The sequence below is a fragment of the Halomonas sp. THAF12 genome, assembly GCF_009363675.1.
Taxonomy (GTDB): Bacteria; Pseudomonadota; Gammaproteobacteria; order Pseudomonadales; family Halomonadaceae; genus Halomonas; species Halomonas smyrnensis.
On record NZ_CP045399.1, the window covers coordinates 614,527 to 638,311 of the forward strand.

Below are 23,785 nucleotides of genomic sequence, written 5' to 3' on the forward strand. Positions count from 1 at the left end.
GTCGCTGGTCCGTCATCGATCATCGACAGCGCCGTTTTCGAGTGGGTTCCAGCCTTTCCCACCCAGTTTAGTGGCGGCACAAGAGACCGCCATTTTTCTTTCCCGAAGACATTGATAGCAAACCTTTATCGTCTTTCGACGATGAGAGGGCGCCGGCGTTCCGCGAGGCGGCGACTCGTCCATTGGTCGCCCCCCGGTTGCCTGGCGATTTGCGGCCTACCTACACTCGATGGCTCGGTAATCGTGAGCCTGCATGAGCGTTTCGTCGTTCTCGATCCGCCCCCGTCGAAGCCTCGACGGGGCCGGACCCCGGATAACAATCACAAACCGCGGGCCCGGGGAGGGCAGGAAGCCTTTCCCGGGGTCGCCAAGGAGCCGCTAGATGTCCGTCAGAGAGATCCCGCTGTATATCGATGGCCAGGCCGTCACCTCGCAGAGCCAGGAATGGCGCGACGTGCTCAATCCGGCCACCCAGGAGGTGGTCGCCCGGGTGCCGTTCTGCACCCTCGAGGAGGTCGACCGTGCCGTGGCCAGCGCTAGGGCCGCCTTCTTCGAGTGGCGCCGCACGCCACTGGCCAAGCGCCAGCGCATCATGCTGCGGCTGCAGGCGCTGATCCGCGAGCACACCGAGGAGCTGGCCGCGCTGATCACCGAGGAGCATGGCAAGACCCTGCCCGACGCCGCCGGCGAGGTGGGGCGCGGGCTCGAGGTGGTGGAACACGCCTGCTCGATCACCTCGCTGCAGCTCGGCGAGCTGGCCGAGAACGCCGCCACCGAGGTCGACGTCTACACCCTCAACCAGCCGCTGGGCGTCGGCGCCGGGATCACCGCCTTCAACTTCCCGATCATGCTGCCGTGCTTCATGTTCCCGCTGGCCATCGCCACCGGCAACACCTTCGTGCTCAAGCCCTCGGAGCAGGATCCGAGCTCGACCATGCGGCTGGTCGAGCTGGCCCACGAGGCCGGCGTGCCGGACGGCGTGCTCAACGTGGTGCACGGCGGCCCGGACGTGGCCAACCGCCTCTGCGACCACCCGGACATCAAGGCGATGTCGTTCATCGGCTCGACCCACGTCGGCACCCAGCTCTATCGTCGCGCCTCCGAGGCCGGCAAGCGCGCCCAGGCGATGATGGGGGCCAAGAACCACTGCGTGGTGATGCCCGACGCCAACCGCAGCCAGGCCATCAACAACCTGCTGGGCTCCGCCTTCGGCGCCGCCGGCCAGCGCTGCATGGCCAACTCGGTGGTGGTGCTGGTGGGCGAGGCCCGCGAGTGGCTGGACGAGCTGGCCGAGGCCGCCCGCCACATGAAGGTCGGCCCCGGCACCCAGCGCGACGCCGACCTCGGCCCGCTGGTCTCGCCGGCCGCCCAGGCGCGGGTGGAGGACCTGATCGCCACCGGCGAGAAGGAAGGCGCCCGGCTGCTGGTCGACGGCCGCGGCTGCGAGGTCGAGGGCTATCCGGACGGCAACTTCGTCGGCCCGACCCTGTTCAGCGACGTGACCGCGGAGATGGCCATCTACCGCGAGGAGATCTTCGGCCCGGTGCTGTGCGTGGTGAGCGTGGAGACCCTCGACGAGGCGATCGCCTTCATCAACGCCAATCCCAACGGCAACGGCACCTCGATCTTCACCAACTCCGGCTGGGTGGCGCGGCGCTTCGAGACCGAGATCGACGTCGGCCAGGTGGGCATCAACGTGCCGATCCCGGTGCCGGTGGCCTACTTCAGCTTCACCGGCTCGCGGGCCTCCAAGCTCGGCGACCTGGGCCCCAACGGCAAGCAGGCCATCGCCTTCTGGACCCAGACCAAGACCGTCACCGCCCGCTGGTTCGAGCCCGAGAACGTCTCCGGCGGCATCAACAGCACCATCTCGCTGAGCTGATCCCCTCCCGCTCGGCGGTGAGCGACGGCCCCGTCTCGAGAGAGGCGGGGCCGTCCTGTTGGCCGCCGGGAAGGGCGCTGAATCAGCCCAGCGCCATCTCCAGCAGCTCGCCCACCGGCGCCAGCTGGCTCTCGTGCAGCAGCAGGTGGCTCTCGCCGGGAGCGTCATCGGCGGGGTGGACCACGGCGAACTCGCCTTCCTCAAGATGAAATTCGTGGATCTCGCGGAGGCCTCCGGGCGTCTCGCAGCGGATCGAGCGGTAGGCCTCGTCCTCGCCGTAGGTCAGGCGGTGATAGACCTTGAAGAAGGTGTAGAGCGACAGGCCCCGGGGAAACGCCGGCCAGCGGGCCGGGTTGGCGCGGGTCTCGGCGTCGATCTCGTGACCCTCGGCCTCGGCGCCGTCGATGGCCGAGGCCAGCGGTGCGGCGAGCAGGGTGGCGGCCTCGCCGGGCAGCGGCGCCAGGGCCTCGACGGCCTGCCGGTAGCGCTCGGCCGCGGCGTGCAGGTCGGCCATCGTGCGCAGCGGATGGTCGCTGTGGCGCAGGTCCTCGGGCGCGCAGACCCCGTTCTCCCAGCCGTGGATCACCCTGAGCGTCAGTCGCCCCTCGCGCATCGGCGCCTCCAGCAGGGCCTGGAGGGCGACGCGCAGATGCAGCTGGCGCTCGGGGACGCCGTTGGCGAAGGCGGCGTAGGGCTCGGCGAAGATCCGGTGCAGGCAACCGGGGGCGTGTTCCTTGGCTTCGGTATACGGCATGGCGGGGTCCGGGCTGGTTGTTCGAATGGCGGGAAGGATGTGTCATGCTGGCGCGGCTATCCGGATATCGGCCATGTTGGCCCTGTCTTGAGGATCGCCACCACCATCCATTCACTGTCGCCAGGGGAGTCTCGCCGGCATCGGCGGGGCTGAGAGAGCGTGCGTCGCTGACCCTGGAACCTGATCCGGTTCATGCCGGCGGAGGAAGTGCGACATGCCTTATCTGACGTCAGCCGTGCTTGGCGCGGCGCTTTTGTGTTTCACCGTGCTGGGCCTGCGTGCCCGTCGGGCGGACGGTCCGCTCGACGACTACGTCACCGCCCGCAACTCCCAGTCGGCCCCGACCCTGGGGCTCTCCTTCCTGGCCTCCGGCATGGGCGCCTGGATCCTCTTCGCGCCGCCCGAGATCGGCGCCTTCGTCGGCCCGCTGGGCCTGGCCGGCTATGCCATCGGCTCGGCGCTGCCGTTCATCGTGCTCGGCGCCTTCGGCCCGGCGATCCGCCGCCGCCTGCCCGAGGGACGCAGCATCGGCGAGTACGCCGAGGCCTGCTTCGGCGCCGGCATCCGCCGCTGGGTGGCACTGGTCTCGGTGCTGTACATGGGCTGCTTCCTGGCCGCCGAGCTGACCGCCATCGGCGCCATCACCGGGCTGCTGTCGGACGTGCCGGTGGCGCTGGTGGTGGTCGGCGTGGCGGCGGCGACCCTGCTCTACACCGCGCTGGGCGGGCTGCGCGCGAGCCTGGCCACCGATCGCTGGCAGGCCTGGCTGCTGCTGGCCCTGCTGCTGCTGGTGGGCGGCGTGGCGCTGGCCCGGCTGCCCGAGCTGCCGGCCGGGGCCGCGCTGCCGTCGATTCCCGCCGCTGACGCCCTGTCCGTGGCGCTGACGCTGGTGATCGCGGTGACCGCGGCCAACCTCTTCCACCAGGGCTACTGGCAGCGGGTGTGGGCGGCCCGGGACGACCGGGCGCTGGGGCGCGGCGCCTGGCTGGGCGGGGCCGTGACCGTGCTGGTGGTGGCGGTGGTCGGCGGCCTCGGCATGCTGGCCGCCATGGCGGGGGTGTCGCTGGGCGAGCCGCCGATCCCGTTCTTCGCGCTGCTCGCCGAGGCGCCGGGCTGGCTGGCGCTGCCGGCGCTGGTGCTGGCGGTGACGCTGGTGGCCTCCAGCGTCGATACCCTGCAGAACGGCATCGCCTCGCTCGTGGTGGCCGGCAGCGGCTGCCGCGGCCTGTCGCTCAGGGCGGCGAGGTGGGTCACCGTGGCGCTGATGGTGCCGGTGGTGGCGATCGCCCTGCAGGGGCTCTCGGTGCTGCGGCTGTTCCTGATCGCCGATCTCTTGTGCGCGGCCATCGTGGTGCCGGTGCTGCTGGGGCTGTGGGCGCGGATGAGCGCCGCGGCGGCGCTGGCCGGCGGCCTCGCCGGGCTGGCCGGGGCGGTGCTGCCGGGCTGGGTCGCCTCGGGCAGTGCCCTCGACGGCCTGCTGGCGGCGAGCTTCCCCGGCGGGGTGCCGACCCTGCCGCCGTTTCTCGGCGCGCTCCTGGCCTCCAGCGCGGTGGCGCTGCTGGTGGCCTGGCGGCGTCCGCTGGCGCGGCGCACGGCCTGAACGGTTGCCAGGCCGGCGGATGACCGCCACCCTCTGAGGGTCATCCCGACCTGACGAAGGAGCCGTGCCATGAGTGATACGCCACAGGATCCACGCCGTCGCCATTCCGCCCCGGTGGTGGACGGCGTCGGCAAGTCGGCCAGCCGCGCCATGCTGCGCGCGGTGGGCTTCAATGACGACGACTTCACCCGGCCCCAGGTGGGCATCGCCTCCACCTGGAGCCGCGTCACGCCCTGCAACAGCCACATCGGCGAGCTGGCCGAGCAGGCCAGCGCCGGCGCCGATGCGGCCGGCGGCAAGGGCGTGATCTTCAACACCATCACCATCTCCGACGGCATCGCCAATGGCACCGAGGGCATGAAGTACTCGCTGGTGTCGCGGGAGGTGATCGCCGATTCCATCGAGACGGTGGCCGGCTGCGAGGGCTTCGATGGCCTGGTGGCCATCGGCGGCTGCGACAAGAACATGCCCGGCTGCCTGATCGGCCTGGCGCGGCTCGACCGGCCCAGCGTCTTCGTCTACGGCGGCACCATCCTGCCCGGCGAGGGGCACACCGACATCGTCTCGGTGTTCGAGGCCATGGGCGCCCACAGCCGCGGCGATCTCGACCTCATCGACGTCAAGCGGATCGAGGAGACGGCGATTCCCGGGCCCGGCGCCTGCGGCGGCATGTACACCGCCAACACCATGGCCTCGGCCATCGAGGCGCTGGGCATGAGCCTGCCCGGCAGCTCGGCGCAGAACGCCGTGTCGCGCAACAAGCGCGATGACAGCCGGGCGGCGGGGGAGGCGGTGCTGACGCTGCTCGAGCGCGACATCACGCCCTCGGACATCATGACCCGCGAGGCCTTCGAGAACGCCATCACCGTGGTGATCGCCCTGGGCGGCTCCACCAATGCGGTGCTGCACCTGATCGCCATGGCCGACGCCATCGGCGTGTCGATCACCCTCGACGACTTCACCGCGATCGGCAAGCGGGTGCCGGTGCTCGCCGACCTGCGCCCCAGCGGCCAGTACATGATGAGCGAACTGGTCGAGATCGGCGGCATCCAGCCGCTGATGAAGACCCTGCTCGACGCCGGGCTCTTGCACGGCGACTGCCTGACCGTGACCGGCGCCACGCTGGCCGAGAACCTGGCCAAGGTGGCGCCCTATCCCGAAGGTCAGGCGATCATCGCGCCCCTCGAGGCGCCGCTGAAGGCCCAGAGCCACCTGCGCGTGCTGCACGGCAACCTGGCCCCGGAGGGGGCGGTGGCCAAGATCACCGGCAAGGAGGGCACCCGCTTCTCGGGCACGGCCCGGGTGTTCGGCTCCGAGGAGGAGGCCCAGGCGCGCATCAACGACGGCAGCGTGGTGGCCGGCGACGTGGTGGTGATCCGCTACGAGGGGCCCCGCGGCGGGCCCGGCATGCGCGAGATGCTCACGCCGACCTCGGCGATCATGGGGCGCGGGCTCGGCAGCGAGGTGGCCCTGATCACCGACGGCCGCTTCTCCGGCGGCAGCCACGGCTTCGTGGTCGGCCACGTGACGCCCGAGGCCTTCGACGGCGGCCCCTTGGCGCTGGTCGAGGACGGCGACACCATCACCCTCGACGCCGAGGCCGACACCATCAATGTCGCGCTCACCGTCGAGGAACTCGAACGCCGCCGCGCGGCCTGGCAGCGGCCGGCGCCGCGCTACACCCGCGGGGTGCTGGCCAAGTACGCGCGCACGGTGAGCTCCGCCTCGACCGGGGCGGTGACCGACCGGCCCGACTAGCGTCGCCACGGGTGACTGATGCCAGACACGACGACGCCGCCCCGAGGGGCGGCGTCGTTCGTGGCGGGCCGGTAAGGCAAAGCCCGGTGGCGGCCGCGCTTACTGCGAGAGGGCGTCGCCCATCATGTCGTCGAAGGTCATGGCGTTCTCGGGCAGCTCGAAGGCCGAGGCGGCCGGGGTCTCGTCGGACAGCGAGGCGATCCGGAAGCGGTCGCCGAAGCGCAGCATGCCGAATCCTTCTTCCTCCAGCGCCGTGGCGATGGGATCGGGCTCGCCGGTCATGGTCCGCTGGTAGGCGTGGAAGGCGCTCATCAGCTCGCGGACCTGATCGTCGTCGCTCAGCACCAGGGTATCGTCGTGGGCGTTGCCGGCCTTGTCGGTCCAGGCCAGCTGGTAGACCTCGCCCTCCAGGCCGGCGATGGTTTCCTGCTCTCCGGTGGCCTCGAGGGACTCGATCGAGTCGGCCTGCTGGCTGGTCAGCCCGGCCATGGCCTGGTCGTTGCCCATGCTCTCGGCCATCTGCTTGAGGCGGGCCATGTCCATGACCAGGGTCTGGCCCTGCATCTCGGTCACCATGTAGCCGTTGCCGTCCTTGAGCAGCATGAAGCCCGCCTGGGCCTGCTGGGGGAAGTCCATGCGCAGGTCATCGCCCGCCCAGCTGACTTCCATGGTGGCGTTGCCCTGGTCGGAGCGGCTCTCGAGGGTGGCCTGGCCATCGGCCAGGGCGGGCAGCGAGGCGGCCAGCAGCAGGCCGGTCACGAGGTGGCGCATCGGGAATCTCCCTGATCTCGAATCCATGAGGCAGAGGGCCGGCCAAGCCGGCCCGGACCCTGGTCGCGGGCGAGCGGATCGCCGGGCGGCTAGGGTGGCGTGAGTTCGTGGTCGATGGTGTTGCGCAGTGCCTGTAGCTCATCGAGGGTGAGCTGCTCCAGGCGGCCGGCGAGGAGGTCGCTGATCTTCTGCATGGGCAGGCCCGCGCGGCGGGCGATCTCGCGGTTGCCGAGATCCGATACGGCGATCAGCCGGGTGATGATGCGCATGAGGCGCGTACGTTGTTCCAGGTCCCTGACGTCGAGGTCAGGGCATCGTCGCGGAGGGTCGAGGAGTTCCGCGTTGGAAAAGCTTGCCGTGCTCATGATGCTCCACAGGACAGAATCGACCGCTACAGCATGAAGCCTTTTGACGCGTTTCGCTAGTGGTCGAAAGGGGGAGAGTGGTCGGGAGAGGAGCCGGTGTCGCGGACGAGATTTCTCGATGGCGGAAACCGCAAAGGCAAGGCCTTCTCTGGCCAGGGAAAGAGTTTGAATTCGTCGCAATTGTTGTTTATTTTCAACATCGTTCGATAAATACAACGTTTCATGTCGCGACTCAAGGACACTGTAAAATGAACAGCGATACAACGCATCTCTCGCGCGTGCTGGCGCGCAAGGACGTGCTGGCCCTGGCCTTCGGCGCGATGATCGGCTGGGGCTGGATCGTGATGACCGGCAACTGGATTCAGTCGGCGGGCAGCCTGGGTGCCATCACGGCGTTCCTGATCGGTGGCGCGGTGATCGTGCTGGTGGGGCTGACCTATGCCGAGCTTGCCTCGGCCATGCCCCAGGTGGGCGGCGAGCACGTCTACAGCTATCGCGCCATGGGCCATTTCCCTTCCTTTCTCTGCACCTGGGCCATCACCCTGGGCTATGTCAGCGTGGTGTCCTTCGAGGCGGTGGCGCTGCCCACCGTGGTCGAGCATCTGTTTCCCGACTATGCGGTGGGGCAGATGTGGACCATCGCCGGCTGGGACGTGAAGGCGACCTGGGTGGCCGTCGGCGTGGTCGGCGCGCTGGCGATGACCTGGATCAACTACCTCGGCGTGCGCACCGCCGCGCTGGTGCAGAAGGTGGTGACCCTGCTGATCCTGGCGGTCGGCGTGATGTTCATCACCGGGTCGCTGTTCGAGGGCAGCACCACCACCATGGAACCGCTGTTCAACGTCGAGGGCGGCGTGATCGGCGGCATCATGACGGTGATCATCATGGTGCCGTTCATGTTCGTCGGCTTCGACGTCATTCCCCAGGCCGCCGAGGAGATCGACCTGCCGTTCAAGGAGATCGGCCGGGTGCTGATGATCTCGGTGGTGCTGGCGGTGTTCTGGTACGGGCTCATGATCCTCGGCACCGCGCTGATGCTGGATCCGGCGGCGCTGTCCGAGAGCTCGCTGGCGGTGCCGGCGGCCATGCAGGCGGTCTTCCAGACGCCCTGGGCGGAGAACCTGATGATCCTGGCCGGCATCGCCGGCATCATCACCAGCTGGAACGCCTTCTTCATCGGCGGTTCCCGGGCGATCTATGCCCTGGCGCACTCCGGCATGCTGCCGGCCTTCCTGGCCCGGCTGCACCCGGAGCATCGCACGCCCACCAACGCCGTGCTGGTGATGGGGGCGCTGTCCGCCGCCGCTCCGCTGCTGGGGCGCCCGGCCCTGGTGTGGCTGGTGGTCGCCGGCGGGCTGGGCATCGTCATCGCCTACCTCTTCGTGTCGCTGTCCTTCGTGCTGCTGCGTCGCCGCGAGCCGGAACTGGTGCGGCCCTTCAAGGTGCGCCGTGGCAAGACCGTGGGGGCGCTGTCGGTGATCCTCTCCCTGGCGCTGATCGGCCTCTACCTGCCCGGCAGCCCGTCGGCCCTGTCGCCCTTCGAGTGGGCGCTGTTCGCCGGCTGGATGCTGGTCGGCCTGGCCCTCTACGGCTGGTCGCGGGCGCGTTACGGCGTCGACTACAGCGATCGGATGATGCAGCGCGAGCTGGCCCAGTCCTCGTCCTGACGGGCCTGATATCGCCGCCCGCCTGACCGAGACCCCGGCCCTGTGGCCGGGGTCTTTTCGTTGCTGGTGCTTCGACTCTTCTCCAATGCGGCTCCTGTGGGCAGGCGGTATTTTGTTGATGTTTTATAAAAATGTAGATATTTTTGATCCATCGATCCTCGACCCCCTGGAGCCCCGATGACCGCGCTGACCCGGATTCCCGAACTCGCCATGCCGCTGCCCGCCGACCCGCAGGGCTTCACCCTGACGCCGTCGGCGCAGTCGCCGCGCCTGCTGCAGATGACCTTCTCCCGCGAGGTCGTCGAGGCCTTCGTCGAGGCCGTGGCCGACTGGCCGGTGCAGGCGCTGGAGTACAAGTCGATGCTGCGCTTCCGGGTGGCGAAGATCCTCGATGACCTGTGCGGCAACACCCTGCAGCCGGTGTTGATCAACAGCCTGGTGGATCGCGCCACCGGCGGGCTGCAGGTGGTGCCCGAGGGCCTGGACGACGTCGCCCAGGCCGAGGAGATGGTCAAGTTCGCCACCGCCGTGGCGCACCTGATGGGGCGTTCCAACTTCGATGCCATGAGCGGCCAGTTCTATGCGCGCTTCGTGGTCAGGAACGTCGACGAGTCCGACAGCTACCTGCGCCAGCCGCACCGGGTGATGGAGCTGCACAACGACGGCACCTTCGTCGAGCAGGACACCGACTACGTGCTGATGATGAAGATCGACGAGCAGCACATGCAGGGCGGCGATTCGCTGCTGCTGCACCTGGACGACTGGGAGGAGCTGGAGCGCTTCTATCGCCATCCGCTGGCGCACCGCGAGATGCGCTGGGCGGCGCCGCCGAGCAAGAAGGTCGCCGCGGATGTCTTCCATCCGGTGTTCGACGTGGATCGCGAGGGGCGGCCGGTCATGTCCTACATCGACCAGTTCGTGCAGCCGAAGGACTTCGAGGAGGGCAACTGGCTGTGCGATCTGTCCGCGTCGCTGGAGGCCAGCGCGGGGATCCTCTCGGTGCCCAATCCGGTGGGCAGCTTCCTTTTGATCAACAACCACTTCTGGCTGCACGGCCGGGATCGTTTCACGCCGCATCCTGAGCTTCGCCGCGAGCTGATGCGCCAGCGCGGTTACTTCACCCACGCCGCCACGCTGCGCCGCTCGCGTCAGCGTTGAAGACGCCGCGGGCCATGGGCCGGTCCGGGGCCTATCGAGGGCTCCGGAAAACGCGCCTAATGGACGCCCCTACAGCAGGAACGAGGACGGCATGTACGATTTCATCATCATCGGCGGCGGCATTCTCGGCATGTCCACCGCCATGCAGCTCCAGCAGGCCTATCCGGACCGCCGGATGCTGGTGCTGGAGAAGGAGCGCGAGCCGGCCTGTCACCAGACCGGCCACAACAGCGGCGTGATCCATGCCGGGGTCTACTACACCCCGGGCAGCCTCAAGGCGCGCTTCTGCCTGGAGGGCAACCGCGCCACCAAGGCCTTCTGCGACGCCCACGAGATTCCCTACGACAGCTGCGGCAAGCTGCTGGTGGCCACCAACGACCTGGAGATGCAGCGCATGCAGGCGCTGTGGGAGCGCACCGAGGCCAATGGCCTGGAGCGCGAGTGGCTGGGCCCGGAGGCGCTGGCCGAGCGCGAACCCAACATCACCGGCGTCGGCGGCATCTTCGTGCCCTCCAGCGGCATCGTCGACTATCGCGCGGTGACCCGCGCCATGGCCGCCGAGTTCGAGCGCCTGGGCGGCGAGATCCGCTACGGCGCCGAGGTCGAAGGGCTCGAGGAGCGGCGTCAGGAGGTGGTGGTGACGACCGCCGCCGGCGAGTTCCGCGGGCGCTATCTCGTGACCTGCTCGGGGCTGATGGCCGACCGGGTGGTGCGCATGCTGGGCCGGGATCCGGGCTTCACCATCTGCCCCTTCCGCGGCGAGTACTACCGGCTGCCCGAGCGCCACAACGCCATCGTCAATCACCTGATCTACCCGATCCCGGACCCGTCGATGCCGTTTCTCGGCGTGCACCTGACGCGCATGATCGACGGCTCGGTCACCGTGGGGCCCAACGCCGTGCTGGCGTTCAAGCGCGAGGGCTATCGCCGGCGCGACGTCTCGCCGGTCGACCTGGCGCGCATGTTCACCGACCCCGGCATCCTGCGGGTGCTGGGCAGGAACCTGCGCCCGGGGCTCTTGGAGATGAAGAACTCGCTGCACAAGCGCGGCTACCTCGAGCTGGTGCGCAAGTACTGCCCGAGCCTGACCCTCGAGGACCTCACGCCCTATCCGGCCGGGGTGCGCGCCCAGGCGGTCTCGCGGGACGGCCGGCTTGTCGACGACTTCCTGTTCGTCAACACGCCGCGCACGGTGAACGTGGGCAATGCGCCGTCGCCGGCGGCCACCTCGGCGCTGCCGATCGGCGCGCATATCGTCGCCAAGGTGAAGGAGCTGGTCGGCGAGTGAAGGCGGCGTTGAAGGGCGGGCCCCGGCCCGCGCGCAGGATGCGCTAAAGTCGTCGCCGTATCGACGTTGGTGGTGTGGCCCCGACGCGCGGGGCCTGCTAGCGTTTTTCCAGGCGCGCCGGCCAGTTATCGACCGAGCCGGCATCGCTCGAACAAGCACAACAATTCCCTCGCATCGTCTGTAGGAGGCTTCATGCGCGCACTCAAGACGGCCCTCGCCGCCACCCTGCTGGTGGCGGCCCCCGCGGCCCTGGCCCAGCAGCAGCTGTCCATCGCCACCGGCGGCACCGGCGGCACCTACTATCCCTACGGCGGCGGCCTCGCCGAGCTGATCAACGAGCACGTCGAGGGCTATGACGCCGTGGCCGAGGTCACCGGCGCCTCGGTGGAGAACATGGGGCTGGTCTGGCGCGGCGACTCCGACCTGGCGCTGGCGCTGGCCGACACCGTCTACCAGGCCTACAACGGCACCGGCGACTTCGAGGGCCGCCAGCTCGAGAACATCCGCGCCCTGGCGTCGATCTATCCCAACGCCGTGCAGATCGTGACCATGGCCGATTCCGGCATCGAGTCGCTGTCCGATCTCGAGGGCAAGGTCGTCTCGGTGGGCGCCCCGGGCAGCGGCACCGAGATCAACGCCAGCACCCTGCTGGAGGCCAACGGCATCACCTATGACGACATCGACGCCCGCCGCCTCAACTTCAACGAGACCGCCGATGCCCTCCGCGACGGCGACATCGACGCCGGCTTCTGGAGCGTGGGGCCGCCCACCAGCTCGATCATGAACCTGGCCACCACCCGCGACATCCGCCTGATCGGCCTCTCCGACGAGGAGATCGCCAACGCCCAGGCCGAGGAACCGGTGTTCGCCGCCTATGAGCTCAAGACCGGGCTCTACGAGGGCATGGAGGAGGCGGTGCAGACCATCGGCATCCCCAACGTGCTGGCGGTGAGCAGCGAGATGGACGAGGAGCTGGCCTACCGGATCACCCAGACGCTGTTCGAGCACACCGACCAGCTGATCGCCATCCATCCGGCGGCCAACGACACCACCGTCGAGTTCAGCGTCGAGTCCACGCCGATCGCCTTCCATCCCGGCGCGCTGCGCTACTACGAGGAAGTCGGCGCCGAGATCGCCGACCGCCAGCGTCCCTGAGGGGCGCCGCGATGAGGTGTTCGATGACCCCGGGGCGAGCCGTCAGGCTCGCCCCGTCGTCGTGGCGGTCCCTGGCAAAGGCTCTGCCGCTGGCGCTGATGCTCGGCGGGCTGGCGCCGCCGGCGCTGGCCGGCTGCCCCGGCCATGCGCTGACGGTCCGCGACGCCGAGCACCGGCCGCTGGTTCGCCTGCCGATGCCGGAAGGCGAGGGCTGGTGCCTGGCCTGGAACCATTCGGTGGAGGGCTTCACCGTCCTCGACTGCTATCGCAACGTCGCCGGGCACATGGTGCTCACGCGCAGCCATCTGCCGGACTTCGCCGCCGGCCTCGACCACATTCCCGGCCGCGGCCGCCAGGTCTCCGACGGCCACGGCGGCTACTGGATCGAGGCCATCGACGAGCCGGTGCCCGGCGATGCCTATCGGCTCCGGGTCGGGTCGCCGCGTGTCGATCATCGCCTGGTCAGCCGTCCCGAGGGCACGAGTCTGGCGACCCTGCTGGCGAACGCCCGGGACTGCGCCGCCGGCGAGGGATATCCCGAGGCGGCCGAGTCGCCGATGGTCGTGAGCCTGAGTGGGCTCGCCGCCAACGAGCGGGTGACGCTGGCCCTGGAGGCCGCGACGCCCGACGACGGGGGCGCCCGATGAGGAACGACCCGCAGCGTCGAGCAACGGCTTGCTTCCATCCCACTGCAACAAGAGAGACACGCCCATGAGCGAAGCGGGTGCATCCCCCATTGTCCCCGGCAGCCAGGCGCCACACTCGCGCCCGGTGCTGTGGCTGATCAGCCTGGTGGCCGTGGCGCTGTCGCTGTTCCAGCTCTACTCCGCCGGCATCGAGCCGCTGGGGCTGTTCTACCAGCGCAGCATCCACCTGGCGCTGATCATGATGCTGGCGTTCCTGATGTTTCCGGTGTTCGGCGCCCGGCACGGGCGGGGCCCCCTGGGCGGGGCGATCGACCTGGCGTTCTTCGCCGGGGCGGTGATCACCGGCGGCTACATGGCGCTGTATCTCGACGAGATCATCAATCGCGCCGGCTTCTGGAGCCAGACCGACATCACGGTCGGCATCATCGCCACCGTCACCGTGCTGGAAGCCAGCCGTCGGGCGGTGGGGCTCGGCATGACGGTGATCGGCGTGCTGGCGATCCTCTACGCCTTCTCCGGCCCCCGCGGCGAGCTGCCCTGGCTGGGCGAATGGCTGCCCGGCATCCTCGAGCACCGCGGCTACGGGCTGGATCGCCTGGTCGGCCAGCTCTACCTGGGGCAGGAGGGCATCTTCGGGCTGCCCATGGGCGTGGCGGCCACCTATATCTTCATCTTCGTGCTGTTCGGCGCCTTCCTCGAGATCACCGGCGCCGGCAAGTTCTTCATCGACCTGGCCTACGCCGCCACCGGCCGCCAGCGCGGCGGGCCGGCCAAGGCGGCGGTGATCGCCTCGGCCGGCATGGGCTCGATCTCCGGCAGCGCCATCGCCAACGTGGTGACCACCGGCGCCTTCACCATCCCGCTGATGAAGCGCCTGGGGTACAAGCCCCACCAGGCCGGCGGCATCGAGGCGGCGGCCTCCACCGGCGGCCAGATCATGCCGCCGCTGATGGGCGCCGGCGCCTTCCTGATCGCCGAGTACACCCGGATGCCCTACCTGGACGTGGTCAAGGTCAGTATCCTGCCGGCGATCATGTACTTCGGCACCGTCTACCTGTTCGTGCACATCATCGCCCTCAAGCAGGGCATGCAGGGCATGGCCAGAAGCGAGCTGCCGCAGCTGCGCGACGTGATGGGCGCCGGCTGGCACTTCCTGCTGCCGCTGGCGGTGCTGGTGTGGCTGCTGGTGATGAACATGTCGCCGATGCGGGTGGGCTACTACGCCATCCTCACCATGCTGGCGGTGGCGGCACTGCGCTTCGCGGTGTGGTTCTGCTTCGTTGCGCCCAGGCGCGGCGAGCCGGTCACCGGGGCGGCGCTGGTCCAGGCGCTGAAGCTCGGCGGGCTCAAGGTGATCGAGGGCCTGGAGCTCGGCGCGCGCAACGCCGTGGCGGTGTCCATGGCCTGCGCCGTGGCCGGCATCATCGTCGGGGTGGTGGGCCTCACCGGGCTGGGGCTCAAGTTCTCGGCCATGATGATGGCGTTCTCCGACGGCAACCTGCTGCTGGCGCTGGTGATGGTGCTGCTGGCCAGCCTGGTGCTGGGCATGGGGCTGCCGGTGACCGCCAGCTACATCGTGCTGATCGTGCTGGTGGGGCCGGCGCTGACCTCGGAGTTCGGCGTGCCGCTGCTGATCGCCCATCTGGTGGTGTTCTGGTACTCCCAGGATTCCAACGTCACCCCGCCCATCGCGCTGGCGGGCTTCGCCGGGGCGGCGATCGCCGGGGCCAATCCGATGGATACCGGTTTCCAGGCCTGGAAGTTCGCCAAGGGGCTCTACCTGATCCCGCTGTTCATGGTCTTCAATCCGGAGATCATCATGGGCGGCCCGCTGCCGCTGCTGGCCTGGACCACGCTGACGGCCTTCCTGGCCCTGGCCGCCTTCGCCGCGGCGCTGGAGGGCTACCTGTTCACGCGCATGTCGACGCCGGTGCGGCTGGTGCTGCTGCCGGCCATCGTCGGGGTCTTCTACCCGAGCCTGATCGCCGAGGCCGCCGGCGCGGCGGTGATGGTGCTGGCGCTGGCCGGGAACTGGGTCGCCAGCAGGCGAGAGGCCGCCGTGGCCGGTTGAGGGCTTCCCCTGCGGCCGGAGACATGGCCAGACGACAGACGGCCCCGCCCGGGCGATCCGGGCGGGGCCGTGTCATGGAGCGCGATGGCTTATTGAGCCGACTGGGAGTCGTCCTCCATCATTTCCTCCACCTCTTCGTGGGCCTCCTCGGCGGCCTCTTCGCTCGCGGCGGCGGCGTCCTCGGCGGTCTCCTCGGTCGCCTCGGCGGCATCGCCGGCGGCGTCCCGGGTGGCGTCGACCGCATCGCCGGCGGCGTCCTGAGTCGCGTCGGCGGCATCGCCGGCGGCCTCGACGGCATCACCGGTGGTGTCGGCCACGGCATCGCCGGCCTGGTCCGCGGCGTTCTCGGTGTCCTCCAGCGCCTGGCCGGCGATGGAGCCCTGGCTGGCCACCGGCTCCAGGCTCACGGTGATCGGCGCCTGCTCGGCGTCCGGGCCGACCTCGACCTGATGGCGCTGCGGGCTGGTCCACAGCAGGTTGCCGTCGTCGTCGCGAATCTCGGCGCGCACGGCGTGGGCATGGCCCGGGTCGACCTGAGTGGTCGGATAGTCGAGGCTGAACTCGACCGGGTCGTTGCCGCTCACGTCGACCGTGGTCTCGCTGATGGTGGTGGCCGGCGCGTCGGCCCGGGCCACGTCGAGCAAGCTGACCTTCACTTGCGCGTCGTCCGGCAGCGGCGTATCGGTGGCGACGAACTCCATCACGCCCTCGAGGGTCCTGCTGGCCTGCTGCTGGTCGGTCTGGGCCTGTTCGCCAGCGGTCGTCTGTTCGGTCTGGGTGGCGGTATTGGCCGCGTTCTGTTCGCTGTCGTCGGCCTGGTCACAGCCGGCCAGCGCCAGGGTGCCGGTCAGGGCTGCCGCAATGAAAAGTTGACGCTTCATGGTCGGTCTCCTTAACACGTGTGCCGTGTGGGGGTATGTGGTCGCGTCCCTGTCGACCGCTTCGATCATCACCCTAACAAGGCAATCTGCAGGAAGGTTGAAACCCGTTGTCGCCTGGTGGCGACGGGCGTGCCGCAAGGGAACGGTGCGCATCGGGACCACCTGCCGCGATCGCCCCCTTTCCCGGCGCTGTGGGAGAGGTCGGCGAGGCGCGGCTCTGTTAGAATAGTGGGCTTCCAATTTTCATCATCCGCCCGCGGCATCGGCTGCGAGGTGGTGTCATTCCCGTTTTTCAGGAGCCCAGGATGACAGCATCGAAGGAGACGCCGCGGGTCGGCGTGATCATGGGGTCGAAGTCCGACTGGCCGGTCATGGAGCATGCGGTGACCATGCTCGAGCGCCTCGGCGTGCCCTACGAGACCCGCGTCGTCTCGGCCCACCGCACCCCGGACCTGCTGTTCGACTACGCCAAGTCCGCCGCCGAGCGCGGCCTGCAGGTCATCATCGCCGGCGCCGGCGGGGCGGCCCACCTGCCCGGCATGGTGGCCTCCCAGACCGCGCTGCCGGTACTCGGCGTGCCGGTGGAGTCCAAGGCCCTCAAGGGGCTGGATTCGCTGCTGTCGATCGTGCAGATGCCCGGCGGCATCGCCGTGGGCACCCTGGCCATCGGCAAGGCCGGCGCCACCAACGCCGGCCTGATGGCGTCCCAGATCGTCGGCCTGCAGGACGGCGAGGTGCGCGAGGCCGTGGAGGCCTTCCGCGCCGAGCAGACCCAGACGGTGCTGGACAATCCCGACCCGCGCCCCCTTCCCTGATCGCGAGTGACGAGCGAGGCAACCACGATGAACATCGGCGTACTCGGAGCCGGCCAGCTCGGCCGGATGCTGGCCCTGGCGGGCTACCCGCTGGCCAACCGCTTCACCTTCCTCGACACCACCGGCCACCCCAGCGCGGGCATCGGTGACGTCATGGTGGATACCGATCAGAAGCACCTCGAGCGCTTCCTCGAGAAGGTCGATCTGGTCACCTACGAGTTCGAGCACCTGCCGGTGCCGCTGGTCCAGGCGATCGAGGAGCGCAAGCCGGTCTACCCCGGCAGCGAGGCGATCCGGGTCTGCCAGCACCGCGCCGAGGAGAAGGCGCTGTTCGATCGGCTGGCCATCCCGACCCCGGCCTATCGGCTGGTGGACAGCGCCGAGGCGCTGGAGACCGCGGTGCGCGAGCTGGGCACGCCGGTGGTCGCCAAGTCCGTCACCGAGGGCTACGACGGCAAGGGCCAGGCGGTGATCAAGGACCCGGCCGATGCCGCCGAGGCCTGGCGCTCGATCAACCACCCGCGGCTGATCGTCGAGGCCTTCGTCGACTTCGTGCGCGAGGTGTCGATCATCGCCGTGCGCGGCCGCGACGGCGAGGTGGCGTTCTATCCGATGGCCGAGAACGTCCACGTCGACGGCATCCTGCGCTATTCGGTCGCGCCGATGCCGGACCTGGACGACGCCGTCCAGCAGACCGCCGACGGCTACATTCGGGCGCTGCTCGACGAGCTCGACTATGTCGGCGTGCTGACCCTGGAGCTGTTCCAGACCCGTGACGGCGGCCTGCTGGCCAACGAGATGGCGCCCCGGGTGCACAACTCCGGCCACTGGACCCAGGACGGCGCGGTGACCAGCCAGTTCGAGAACCACCTGCGCGCCATCCAGGGCCTGCCGCTGGGCAGCACCGCGGCCCGCGCGCCGACCTGCATGGTCAACGTGATCGGCCGCGAGGGCGAGGCGGCGAAGCTGCTCGAGATCGACGACGCCCACCTGCATCGCTACGACAAGGGCGAGCGCCCGGGCCGCAAGCTGGCCCACGTCAACCTGGTGGCGCCGACCTATGATGCGCTGCTGGAGAAGGTCCGCGCCTGCGCGGCCCTGCTGCCCGACGCCCCGGCGCCGCGCTTCAGCTTCGAGTGAGGCCTCGCCTCATCGGCCGAAAGGAGAAGGCCGCGCCCTCGGGCGCGGCCTTCTGCGTGATGGCGATGAGTCAGCCGTCGTCGAGCGCCCCGCCGGTCAGCCCATCAGCAGCCAGCTGGCCAGGCCGCCACCGCTCACCAGCAGCGCAAACAGGATCAGGGCCAGGATGAAGGGCTTGATGCCCAACGCCTTGAGCTTCTCCAGGCGTGTCTCAAAGCCCAGTGCGGCCATGGCCATGGTCAGGGCCAGCTGGCCGAGCTGTACCAGGGCCCCATGGAGCGCGGCGGGCAGGGTCACGACGCTGTTGAAGACCACCATGGCCATGAAGCCGAAGGCGAACCAGGGAATCACCAGGCGGGTCTTGCCCTCGGCGCCTGAGGCCGCGTGGCGGCGCAGCCACCATTGGCCGACGATCAGCAGGAAGGGCACCAGCAGCATCACCCGAACCAGCTTGACGATCACCGCGTTGGCCAGGGCATCGGTGCCCACCGCCTCGCCGGCGGCGACCACCTGGGCGACCTCGTGGATGGTCGCGCCGATATAGATGCCGAACAGCTGTTCATCCATGCCCAGCAGCGGGTAGAGCAGGGGGTAGACCAGCATCGCCAGCGAGCCGAACAGCACCACCGTGGCCACCGCCATGGAGGTCGCGGCGGGACGCGAGCGAATGGTCGACTCGGTGGCCAGCACCGCGGCGGCGCCGCAGATCGCGCTGCCGGCGCTGGTCAGCAGGGTGGTCTCGCGGTCGAGCCCCAGCCACCGGGTACCGATCAGGTAGCCGGTCACCAGCACCGCGCCGATGACCAGCGCGTCCAGCAGCAGCACCTTCGGCCCCAGGCCGACGACCTGCTGCAGCGTCAGCGACAGGCCGAACAGCACGATGCCGCCGCGCAGCAGCCGGCGAGTGGCGAAGGCGAGCCCCGGGCCGGCCAGGCTCAGGTGGCGAGACAGGCGCCGGGGCAGGGGCAGGTTGCCGGCCACGATGCCCAGCAGCAGGGCCATCACCAGCGGGCTCACACCGCTCTCGGCGAGTATCGGCAGCCGGGAAAGGGCGCTACCGCCGGCGGTCAGCAGGGTACAGAGGACGAGGCCTTGCCACATGGGTCACGCTCCGGGATGTTGTGGGTGACGGCCATGCTATGCGCTAATAGCGATTTTGGTTATCAGCTAATAACGAACCTGCTTTTCGGAAAAACCGATATGACGCCACAGGTCAGCTTTCGCCAGCTCCAGGTCTTCGCCGCCGTGGCCCGGCGCGGCACGGTGAGCGGTGCCGCCGCCGAACTGGCGCTGTCCCAGTCGGCCACCAGCCAGGCGCTCTCCGACCTGGAACGCCAGCTCGGCATGGCCTTGTTCGAGCGCCCGGGCCGTCGGCTGATACTCAACGACCTCGGGCGGAGCCTGCTGCCACGGGCCGAGGAGTTGCTCGACGGCCTGGCCGGCTTCGTCGCCGCGGCTCGGGAACCGGAAGGCGAACTGCGCGGCACGCTCGGCATCTCGGCCAGCGCCACCGTGGGCACCTACCTGTTGCCGGGCCTGGTGGGGCGCTTCAGTGAGGCGCATCCGCACGCCGAGCTGCGCCTGGGGCTGCGCAACACCCACGAGGTGGTCGGCGACGTGCTGCGGCTGGAGGCGGATCTGGGCCTGATCGAGGGCGAGTGCCGCGAGCCGGCGCTGGTCAGCGAACCCTGGTGCGAGGACCGGTTGGTGGTGGTGGCCGCGCCCGGGCACCCGCTGGCGAGCGGCGGCGGCCTCGAGGACGGCGATCTGGCCGAGGCCGGCTGGATCCTGCGCGAGCCGGGCTCCGGCACTCGCGAGGTGTTCGAGCAGGCCATGCGCGACCTGGGCCTGACGCCCCGGGTGCGCATGGCGCTGGGTCAGCACGAGGCGATCAAGCAGGCGGTGCTGGCGGGCCTCGGCCTCGGCTGCCTGTCGGCGCTGAGCGTGGCCGGCGAGCTCGAGCGCGGCGAGCTGGTGGCGCTCGACAGTGCCCTGGTGCTGCGCCGCACCTTCTCGCTGGTGTGGCACCCCGACCGCTATCGCAGCCCGCTGTGGCAGGCGTTCAAGGTGTTCCTCGTCGAGTGCCGGGCCGAGGGCACCAGCCGCGAGCCGCCTGCTTGATCCGCCTCGGCGCGCCCTCGCGGGCTGGCATGCCCTGAAGGCCGGTCGAGACATCGGGGCCTGCCACCGCGAGGCCGAAAGCCGCGGGCCGGACCCTCGCCGGGCGTGGTGCTGGAGGCGGTCGGCGGCTTCGGCGTCATCGCCGGCGAGGCCGGCTCAGGTGGCGATAGCCAGCCATAGCGCGATGGCCGCGAAGTGGGCGGGATACCAGGCCAGCCACAGGCGGCGCGGCATCGAGCACGGCACCCGGGGCGAGAGCCGGTGGGCGCCGGCGGCCAGCAGCAGGACCGCCAGGCAGGTGGCGACGGTGAAGGCCTTGGCCATCTCGGAGCTGTTCATCAGCCCGGCGGTGACCACCACCGGCAGCGCCGACACGAGCCCGAGCAGGCGCTCGCCCGGCGCCCCCCCGGCCGCGTGCAGGCGCTGCATGGCCAGCATGTAGAGCGGGATCATCAGCAGGCCCAGATGACCATACTCCACGACCCGGCCCGCCAGCGCCCACACCGCCAGGGCGGCCAGCGTCTCGGCGGTCAGCCGCCAGGCGGCGAGACCGCGCGCCCGCCGTGCCGGCAGGCTCAGCAGCCAGGCGCCGCCGATCAGGCCCAGCGACAGCGTGAAGCAGATATTGAGGATCAGGCCGTCGATGTCGCGGGGCATCAGCGCATAGGGCAGCTGGGCGACCAGGCCGATCACCAGCACGCGCCGGGCGTAGCGCAGCGGATCGCGGGTGTTGAACAGCCCGTGCCAGGCGACCATGGCGGCGAACAGCGGGAAGGCGATGCGCCCCAGCGAGGAGTCGATCCAGCTCAGCCCCCAGGCCTCGGGCACCGCGTAGCGCGACAGGTGATCGAGGGTCATGGTGATCAGCGCCAGCCACTGGCCCCAGCCCGTCCAGGCCGAGGAGGGGCGGGCGATGCTGGCATCGGCGTTGGCGGCGAGGGACATCGCGATCTCCTTGTCGTGGGTGGCCCTATCGATGACCGGCCCAAGGCGAGCGGGTTCGAGGCATGGCGGCACCTTGTCGATTTTCTGCACAGGGTGTCGCCGACCGGCATCGGCGCGAACGCCGTCGATGCCGGCTTGTCTCACGCAATACCTATAGTCACTATAGGAAGTGTCACGACCGACCACGCCCTTATCGGAGCCTGTTCATGAAGATCGGCGAGCTGGCGCGGCGCACCGACTGCCGCGTCGTCACCATCCGCTACTACGAGCGCGAGGGGCTGCTGCCCGAACCCGCCCGCAGCGAGGCCAACTATCGCCTCTACGGCGAGGCTCACGTCGAACGGCTGGCCTTCATCCGCCACTGCCGGGCGCTGGATATGACGCTCGACGAGATCCGCGCGCTGCTGGACTGCCACGATCATCCCGACCGACCCTGCCACGAGGCCGACGCGCTGATCGACGCCCACCTCGATCACGTGGCGGCCCGCATCGCCCAGCTTCAGGCCCTGGAAGGCGCCCTGCAGGCCCTGCGCGCGCGCTGCCAGGGGCAGCACTCCGCCGCCGAGTGCGGCATCCTCGATGCCCTGACACACCCGCCGGAAGACGCCGTGGCCAACGCCTCGGCCGACGGTGACCACGTGGCGGGGGTGCATCCGAGGCTGTGAGCCGGGTCAGGGGCGACGATGCACTCGGCGCCCCATGGCCCAGACCTCGTCGATGGCCCAGGCGTCATCGGACAGCACCAGCAGGTCCGCGTCGTGCCCCGCCTGCAGGCGTCCCTTGCGTGGCAGGCCCAGGGCGTCTGCGGCGTGGGTGCTGGCCGCGCCGATGGCCTGGTCGAAGGCTACGCCGTGTCGTTCGATGCACTCGCCGAGGGTCTCGAACAGGCTGCCCAGGCGGCCGGGCTGGAGGCCGGCGAAGCGGCCCTCGGCGTCGAAGCGCGGCAGCGAGGCGTTGGCATCGGAGGACAGCGTGATCCGCGAGGGATCGACGCGCGCCTCCAGGGCTCGGGCCACGGCGAGGGCGGCGGGCACCTCGCCGTCGGCCAGCAGCTCCGGTGTGGTGCTGGTGGTGAAGTCGATGCGTCCGCCCTCGCGGCCGAAGCGCAGGCCGTCCTCGAACAGTTCGGCGGTGCGGTTGATGTGGGTGGGCAGGAACTGGGCCAGCGGCAGGGCGCTGTGGCGGGCCGCCTCGCGCAGCGGCTCGAGGCCGCCCTCGGCGTCGCCGGTGTGGATGAAAACGATGCCGCCCTTGCCGGCCAGCATTCCGGCGGTGCGGGTTTCGGCGGCCAGCCGGGTGAGTTCCTCGCGGCTCGGCTGGGAGCCGCGGTGGTCGCTGATGGCCACCTCGCCCAGGCCGATGAATTCGGGAATGAAGGCGATGTCACTGGCCACCGAGCCGGTCACGGTCACCGGCGGCAGCTGGTAGGAGCCGGTATAGCAGTAGGTACTCAGCCCGCCCGCGGCCAGCTCACGGGCCTTGCCCAGCAGGTTGGCGGGCGTGCGAGTCAGGGCGTCGGTGCCCAGGGCGCCGACCAGGGTGGTGACCCCGGAGGCCAGGGCCTCGTCCAGGCCGAGCTCGGGGGTGCGGGTGCCGAACCCGCCCTCGCCGCCGCCGCCGATGAAGTGCACCAGGGGGTCGACCAGCCCGGGAATGACGCGACGGCCTTCCAGGTCCTCGACCGTCACCGCCGGGCCCTGAGCGGGCAGCGCCGAGCCGGCGTCCGCCGGGACGATGGCGGCGATGCGGCCGTCGCCGATCAGCAGGTGGCACAGGCCCTTCGGTTCGGGGGCATGCAGCCGGGCGTTCTTGAGCAGGGTCAGCATCATCGCTCCTCTCGAAATGAGGACGCCGGCGGGCCGCCGGCGTCCGGTGAAGGCCGAAACGGGGCCTACAGCTTGACGTCGTAGCTGAAGTACTTGGCCATGATCTCGTCGTAGGTGCCGTCGGTCTTCAGCGCCTGCAGGGCCTCGTTGAACTGCTCGGCGAGCTCGCGGTCGCGGTGGCGGAAGGCCACGCCGACGCCCTGGCCGAAGTAGGTCTCGGGCTCCTTGATGAAGTCGCTGATGCGCTGGAAGTCGCTATCGGCGGTGTCGATGTCGATCGTCGCCTCGGCGATCGGATAGTCCATGAAGGTCAGATCCAGCCGGCCGGTGCGCATGTCGGCGACCACGTCGTCGGCGCTGGCATAGCGGCGCACGTCGAGGACGTCGCCGTAGAGATCGGTGACGTAGCGATCCTGCAGCGTGGCGCGCTGGACGCCGACGGTCAGGCCCTCGAGGCTGTCGCGGTCCTGCAGGTCGATGTCGTTGCCCTTGGCCGTGATCCAGGCGCTGGGAGTGGTGTAGTAGGGCTCTGAGAACAGCACCTGGCGGGCGCGCTCCTCGGTGATGGCCATCGATGACATGATGGCATCGAACTTGCGGGCCTTCAGAGCCGGGATCATGCCGTCCCAGGGCTGCTCGACCCAGCGGCATTCGCGCTCCAGGTATTCGCACACGGCGTTGCCCAGATCGACCTCGAAGCCGGTCAGGGTGCCGTCGGGCAGCTTGTACTCGAAGGGCTCGTAGGGCACGTCCACGGCCAGGCGAATCGGTTCGTTGGCCTGGGCGGTCGCGGTGACGAGGCCGGCGCCGAGGATGGCGGCCAGCAGCAGGTGGCGATGGGACATGAGCTGTCCTCCCATGGTGGGTGTGCGTTGGTGTCGTGTCATCGATCGCGCCGGTGTGGCGGCGCAGCGGGGTTCGGCGTCAGTGGCGGGGCACGG

The 23,785-nt window shown here is 69.8% G+C and carries 21 protein-coding genes and 1 riboswitch; of the genes, 13 read left to right on the forward strand and 8 right to left on the reverse strand.

Features of this window, described 5'->3' with window-relative positions; genetic code table 11:
* Nucleotides 1-382: 382 nt before the first annotated feature.
* Nucleotides 383-1,882 carry a CoA-acylating methylmalonate-semialdehyde dehydrogenase gene (locus tag FIU88_RS02780; protein WP_152478103.1) on the forward strand — a complete coding sequence of 500 codons (1,500 nt, stop codon included), beginning with the start codon at nt 383-385 and terminating at the stop codon, nt 1,880-1,882.
* An 82-nt stretch (nt 1,883-1,964) separates the two neighbouring features.
* On the opposite strand, the gene FIU88_RS02785 is transcribed toward FIU88_RS02780, so the two are convergent.
* Complete coding sequence (locus tag FIU88_RS02785) at nt 1,965-2,636, reverse strand: hypothetical protein (protein ID WP_152478104.1); 672 nt, start codon at nt 2,634-2,636, stop codon at nt 1,965-1,967.
* A 112-nt stretch (nt 2,637-2,748) separates the two neighbouring features.
* A riboswitch (TPP riboswitch) is annotated at nt 2,749-2,861 on the forward strand.
* On the opposite strand from FIU88_RS02785, the gene FIU88_RS02790 reads away from it, so the two are divergent.
* Together FIU88_RS02790 and ilvD are read left to right on the forward strand one after the other, a co-directional pair.
* Nucleotides 2,851-4,236 carry a sodium:solute symporter gene (locus FIU88_RS02790; protein ID WP_152478105.1) on the forward strand — a complete coding sequence of 462 codons (1,386 nt, stop codon included), beginning with the start codon at nt 2,851-2,853 and terminating at the stop codon, nt 4,234-4,236. (Overlaps the previous riboswitch by 11 nt.)
* A 69-nt stretch (nt 4,237-4,305) precedes the next feature.
* Nucleotides 4,306-5,994 (forward strand): dihydroxy-acid dehydratase, encoded by a 1,689-nt coding sequence (ilvD, locus tag FIU88_RS02795; RefSeq protein ID WP_152478106.1) that lies wholly within the window; start codon nt 4,306-4,308, stop codon nt 5,992-5,994.
* A 99-nt stretch (nt 5,995-6,093) separates the two neighbouring features.
* On the opposite strand, the gene FIU88_RS02800 is transcribed toward ilvD, so the two are convergent.
* Together FIU88_RS02800 and FIU88_RS02805 are read right to left on the reverse strand one after the other, a co-directional pair.
* The gene (locus tag FIU88_RS02800) at nt 6,094-6,765 is read right to left on the reverse strand and encodes a hypothetical protein (protein ID WP_152478107.1); all 672 of its coding nucleotides are present in this window, start codon (nt 6,763-6,765) and stop codon (nt 6,094-6,096) included.
* 89 nt (nt 6,766-6,854) lie between these two features.
* Entirely contained in the window at nt 6,855-7,130 is a 276-nt protein-coding gene (locus tag FIU88_RS02805; protein WP_026068532.1) for an XRE family transcriptional regulator, read from the reverse strand.
* Nucleotides 7,131-7,378: 248 nt separating this feature from the next.
* Between FIU88_RS02805 and FIU88_RS02810 the strand changes: the two genes are divergently transcribed.
* The 6 genes from FIU88_RS02810 (at nt 7,379) to FIU88_RS02835 (ending at nt 15,116) form a co-directional block, all read left to right on the forward strand.
* Entirely contained in the window at nt 7,379-8,797 is a 1,419-nt protein-coding gene (locus FIU88_RS02810; protein WP_016855816.1) for an APC family permease, read from the forward strand.
* A gap of 177 nt (nt 8,798-8,974) precedes the next feature.
* On the forward strand, nt 8,975-9,955 hold the full coding sequence (glaH, locus tag FIU88_RS02815; protein WP_152478108.1) for a glutarate dioxygenase GlaH: 981 nt from the start codon (nt 8,975-8,977) through the stop codon (nt 9,953-9,955).
* A gap of 91 nt (nt 9,956-10,046) precedes the next feature.
* Nucleotides 10,047-11,243 (forward strand): L-2-hydroxyglutarate oxidase, encoded by a 1,197-nt coding sequence (lhgO, locus tag FIU88_RS02820; RefSeq protein WP_152478109.1) that lies wholly within the window; start codon nt 10,047-10,049, stop codon nt 11,241-11,243.
* A gap of 192 nt (nt 11,244-11,435) precedes the next feature.
* Entirely contained in the window at nt 11,436-12,398 is a 963-nt protein-coding gene (locus tag FIU88_RS02825) for a TAXI family TRAP transporter solute-binding subunit (protein WP_152478110.1), read from the forward strand.
* A gap of 23 nt (nt 12,399-12,421) precedes the next feature.
* Entirely contained in the window at nt 12,422-13,045 is a 624-nt protein-coding gene (locus FIU88_RS02830; RefSeq protein ID WP_152478111.1) for a DUF1850 domain-containing protein, read from the forward strand.
* Nucleotides 13,046-13,109: 64 nt separating this feature from the next.
* Complete coding sequence (locus FIU88_RS02835; RefSeq protein WP_152478112.1) at nt 13,110-15,116, forward strand: TRAP transporter permease; 2,007 nt, start codon at nt 13,110-13,112, stop codon at nt 15,114-15,116.
* Nucleotides 15,117-15,205: 89 nt separating this feature from the next.
* On the opposite strand, the gene FIU88_RS02840 is transcribed toward FIU88_RS02835, so the two are convergent.
* Nucleotides 15,206-15,997 (reverse strand): YbaY family lipoprotein, encoded by a 792-nt coding sequence (locus FIU88_RS02840; protein ID WP_172977645.1) that lies wholly within the window; start codon nt 15,995-15,997, stop codon nt 15,206-15,208.
* A gap of 305 nt (nt 15,998-16,302) precedes the next feature.
* Here FIU88_RS02840 and purE point away from each other — a divergent pair, with 305 nt between their 5' ends.
* On the forward strand, nt 16,303-16,812 hold the full coding sequence (purE, locus tag FIU88_RS02845) for a 5-(carboxyamino)imidazole ribonucleotide mutase (RefSeq protein WP_016855809.1): 510 nt from the start codon (nt 16,303-16,305) through the stop codon (nt 16,810-16,812).
* 27 nt (nt 16,813-16,839) lie between these two features.
* A complete protein-coding gene (locus tag FIU88_RS02850) occupies nt 16,840-17,952 on the forward strand; it encodes a 5-(carboxyamino)imidazole ribonucleotide synthase (protein WP_152478114.1) in 1,113 nt (370 codons plus the stop codon).
* A 96-nt stretch (nt 17,953-18,048) separates the two neighbouring features.
* On the opposite strand, the gene FIU88_RS02855 is transcribed toward FIU88_RS02850, so the two are convergent.
* Nucleotides 18,049-19,053, reverse strand: coding sequence for a YeiH family protein (locus FIU88_RS02855; protein WP_152478115.1), 1,005 nt, complete (start codon nt 19,051-19,053; stop codon nt 18,049-18,051).
* A gap of 99 nt (nt 19,054-19,152) precedes the next feature.
* Between FIU88_RS02855 and FIU88_RS02860 the strand changes: the two genes are divergently transcribed.
* Nucleotides 19,153-20,073, forward strand: coding sequence for a LysR substrate-binding domain-containing protein (locus FIU88_RS02860; RefSeq protein ID WP_152478116.1), 921 nt, complete (start codon nt 19,153-19,155; stop codon nt 20,071-20,073).
* A 156-nt stretch (nt 20,074-20,229) separates the two neighbouring features.
* Here FIU88_RS02860 and FIU88_RS02865 read toward each other — a convergent pair whose 3' ends face one another.
* The gene (locus FIU88_RS02865) at nt 20,230-21,018 is read right to left on the reverse strand and encodes a TraX family protein (RefSeq protein WP_152478117.1); all 789 of its coding nucleotides are present in this window, start codon (nt 21,016-21,018) and stop codon (nt 20,230-20,232) included.
* A 206-nt stretch (nt 21,019-21,224) separates the two neighbouring features.
* Between FIU88_RS02865 and cadR the strand changes: the two genes are divergently transcribed.
* Nucleotides 21,225-21,683, forward strand: coding sequence for a Cd(II)/Pb(II)-responsive transcriptional regulator (cadR, locus tag FIU88_RS02870; protein WP_152478118.1), 459 nt, complete (start codon nt 21,225-21,227; stop codon nt 21,681-21,683).
* A 6-nt stretch (nt 21,684-21,689) separates the two neighbouring features.
* Here the strand turns inward: cadR and iadA are convergent, their stop codons facing one another.
* The gene (gene iadA, locus FIU88_RS02875; protein WP_253742695.1) at nt 21,690-22,847 is read right to left on the reverse strand and encodes a beta-aspartyl-peptidase; all 1,158 of its coding nucleotides are present in this window, start codon (nt 22,845-22,847) and stop codon (nt 21,690-21,692) included.
* Between the two features lie 62 nt (nt 22,848-22,909).
* Nucleotides 22,910-23,689 (reverse strand): transporter substrate-binding domain-containing protein, encoded by a 780-nt coding sequence (locus FIU88_RS02880; RefSeq protein WP_152478119.1) that lies wholly within the window; start codon nt 23,687-23,689, stop codon nt 22,910-22,912.
* Between the last annotated feature and the right edge of the window lie 96 nt (nt 23,690-23,785).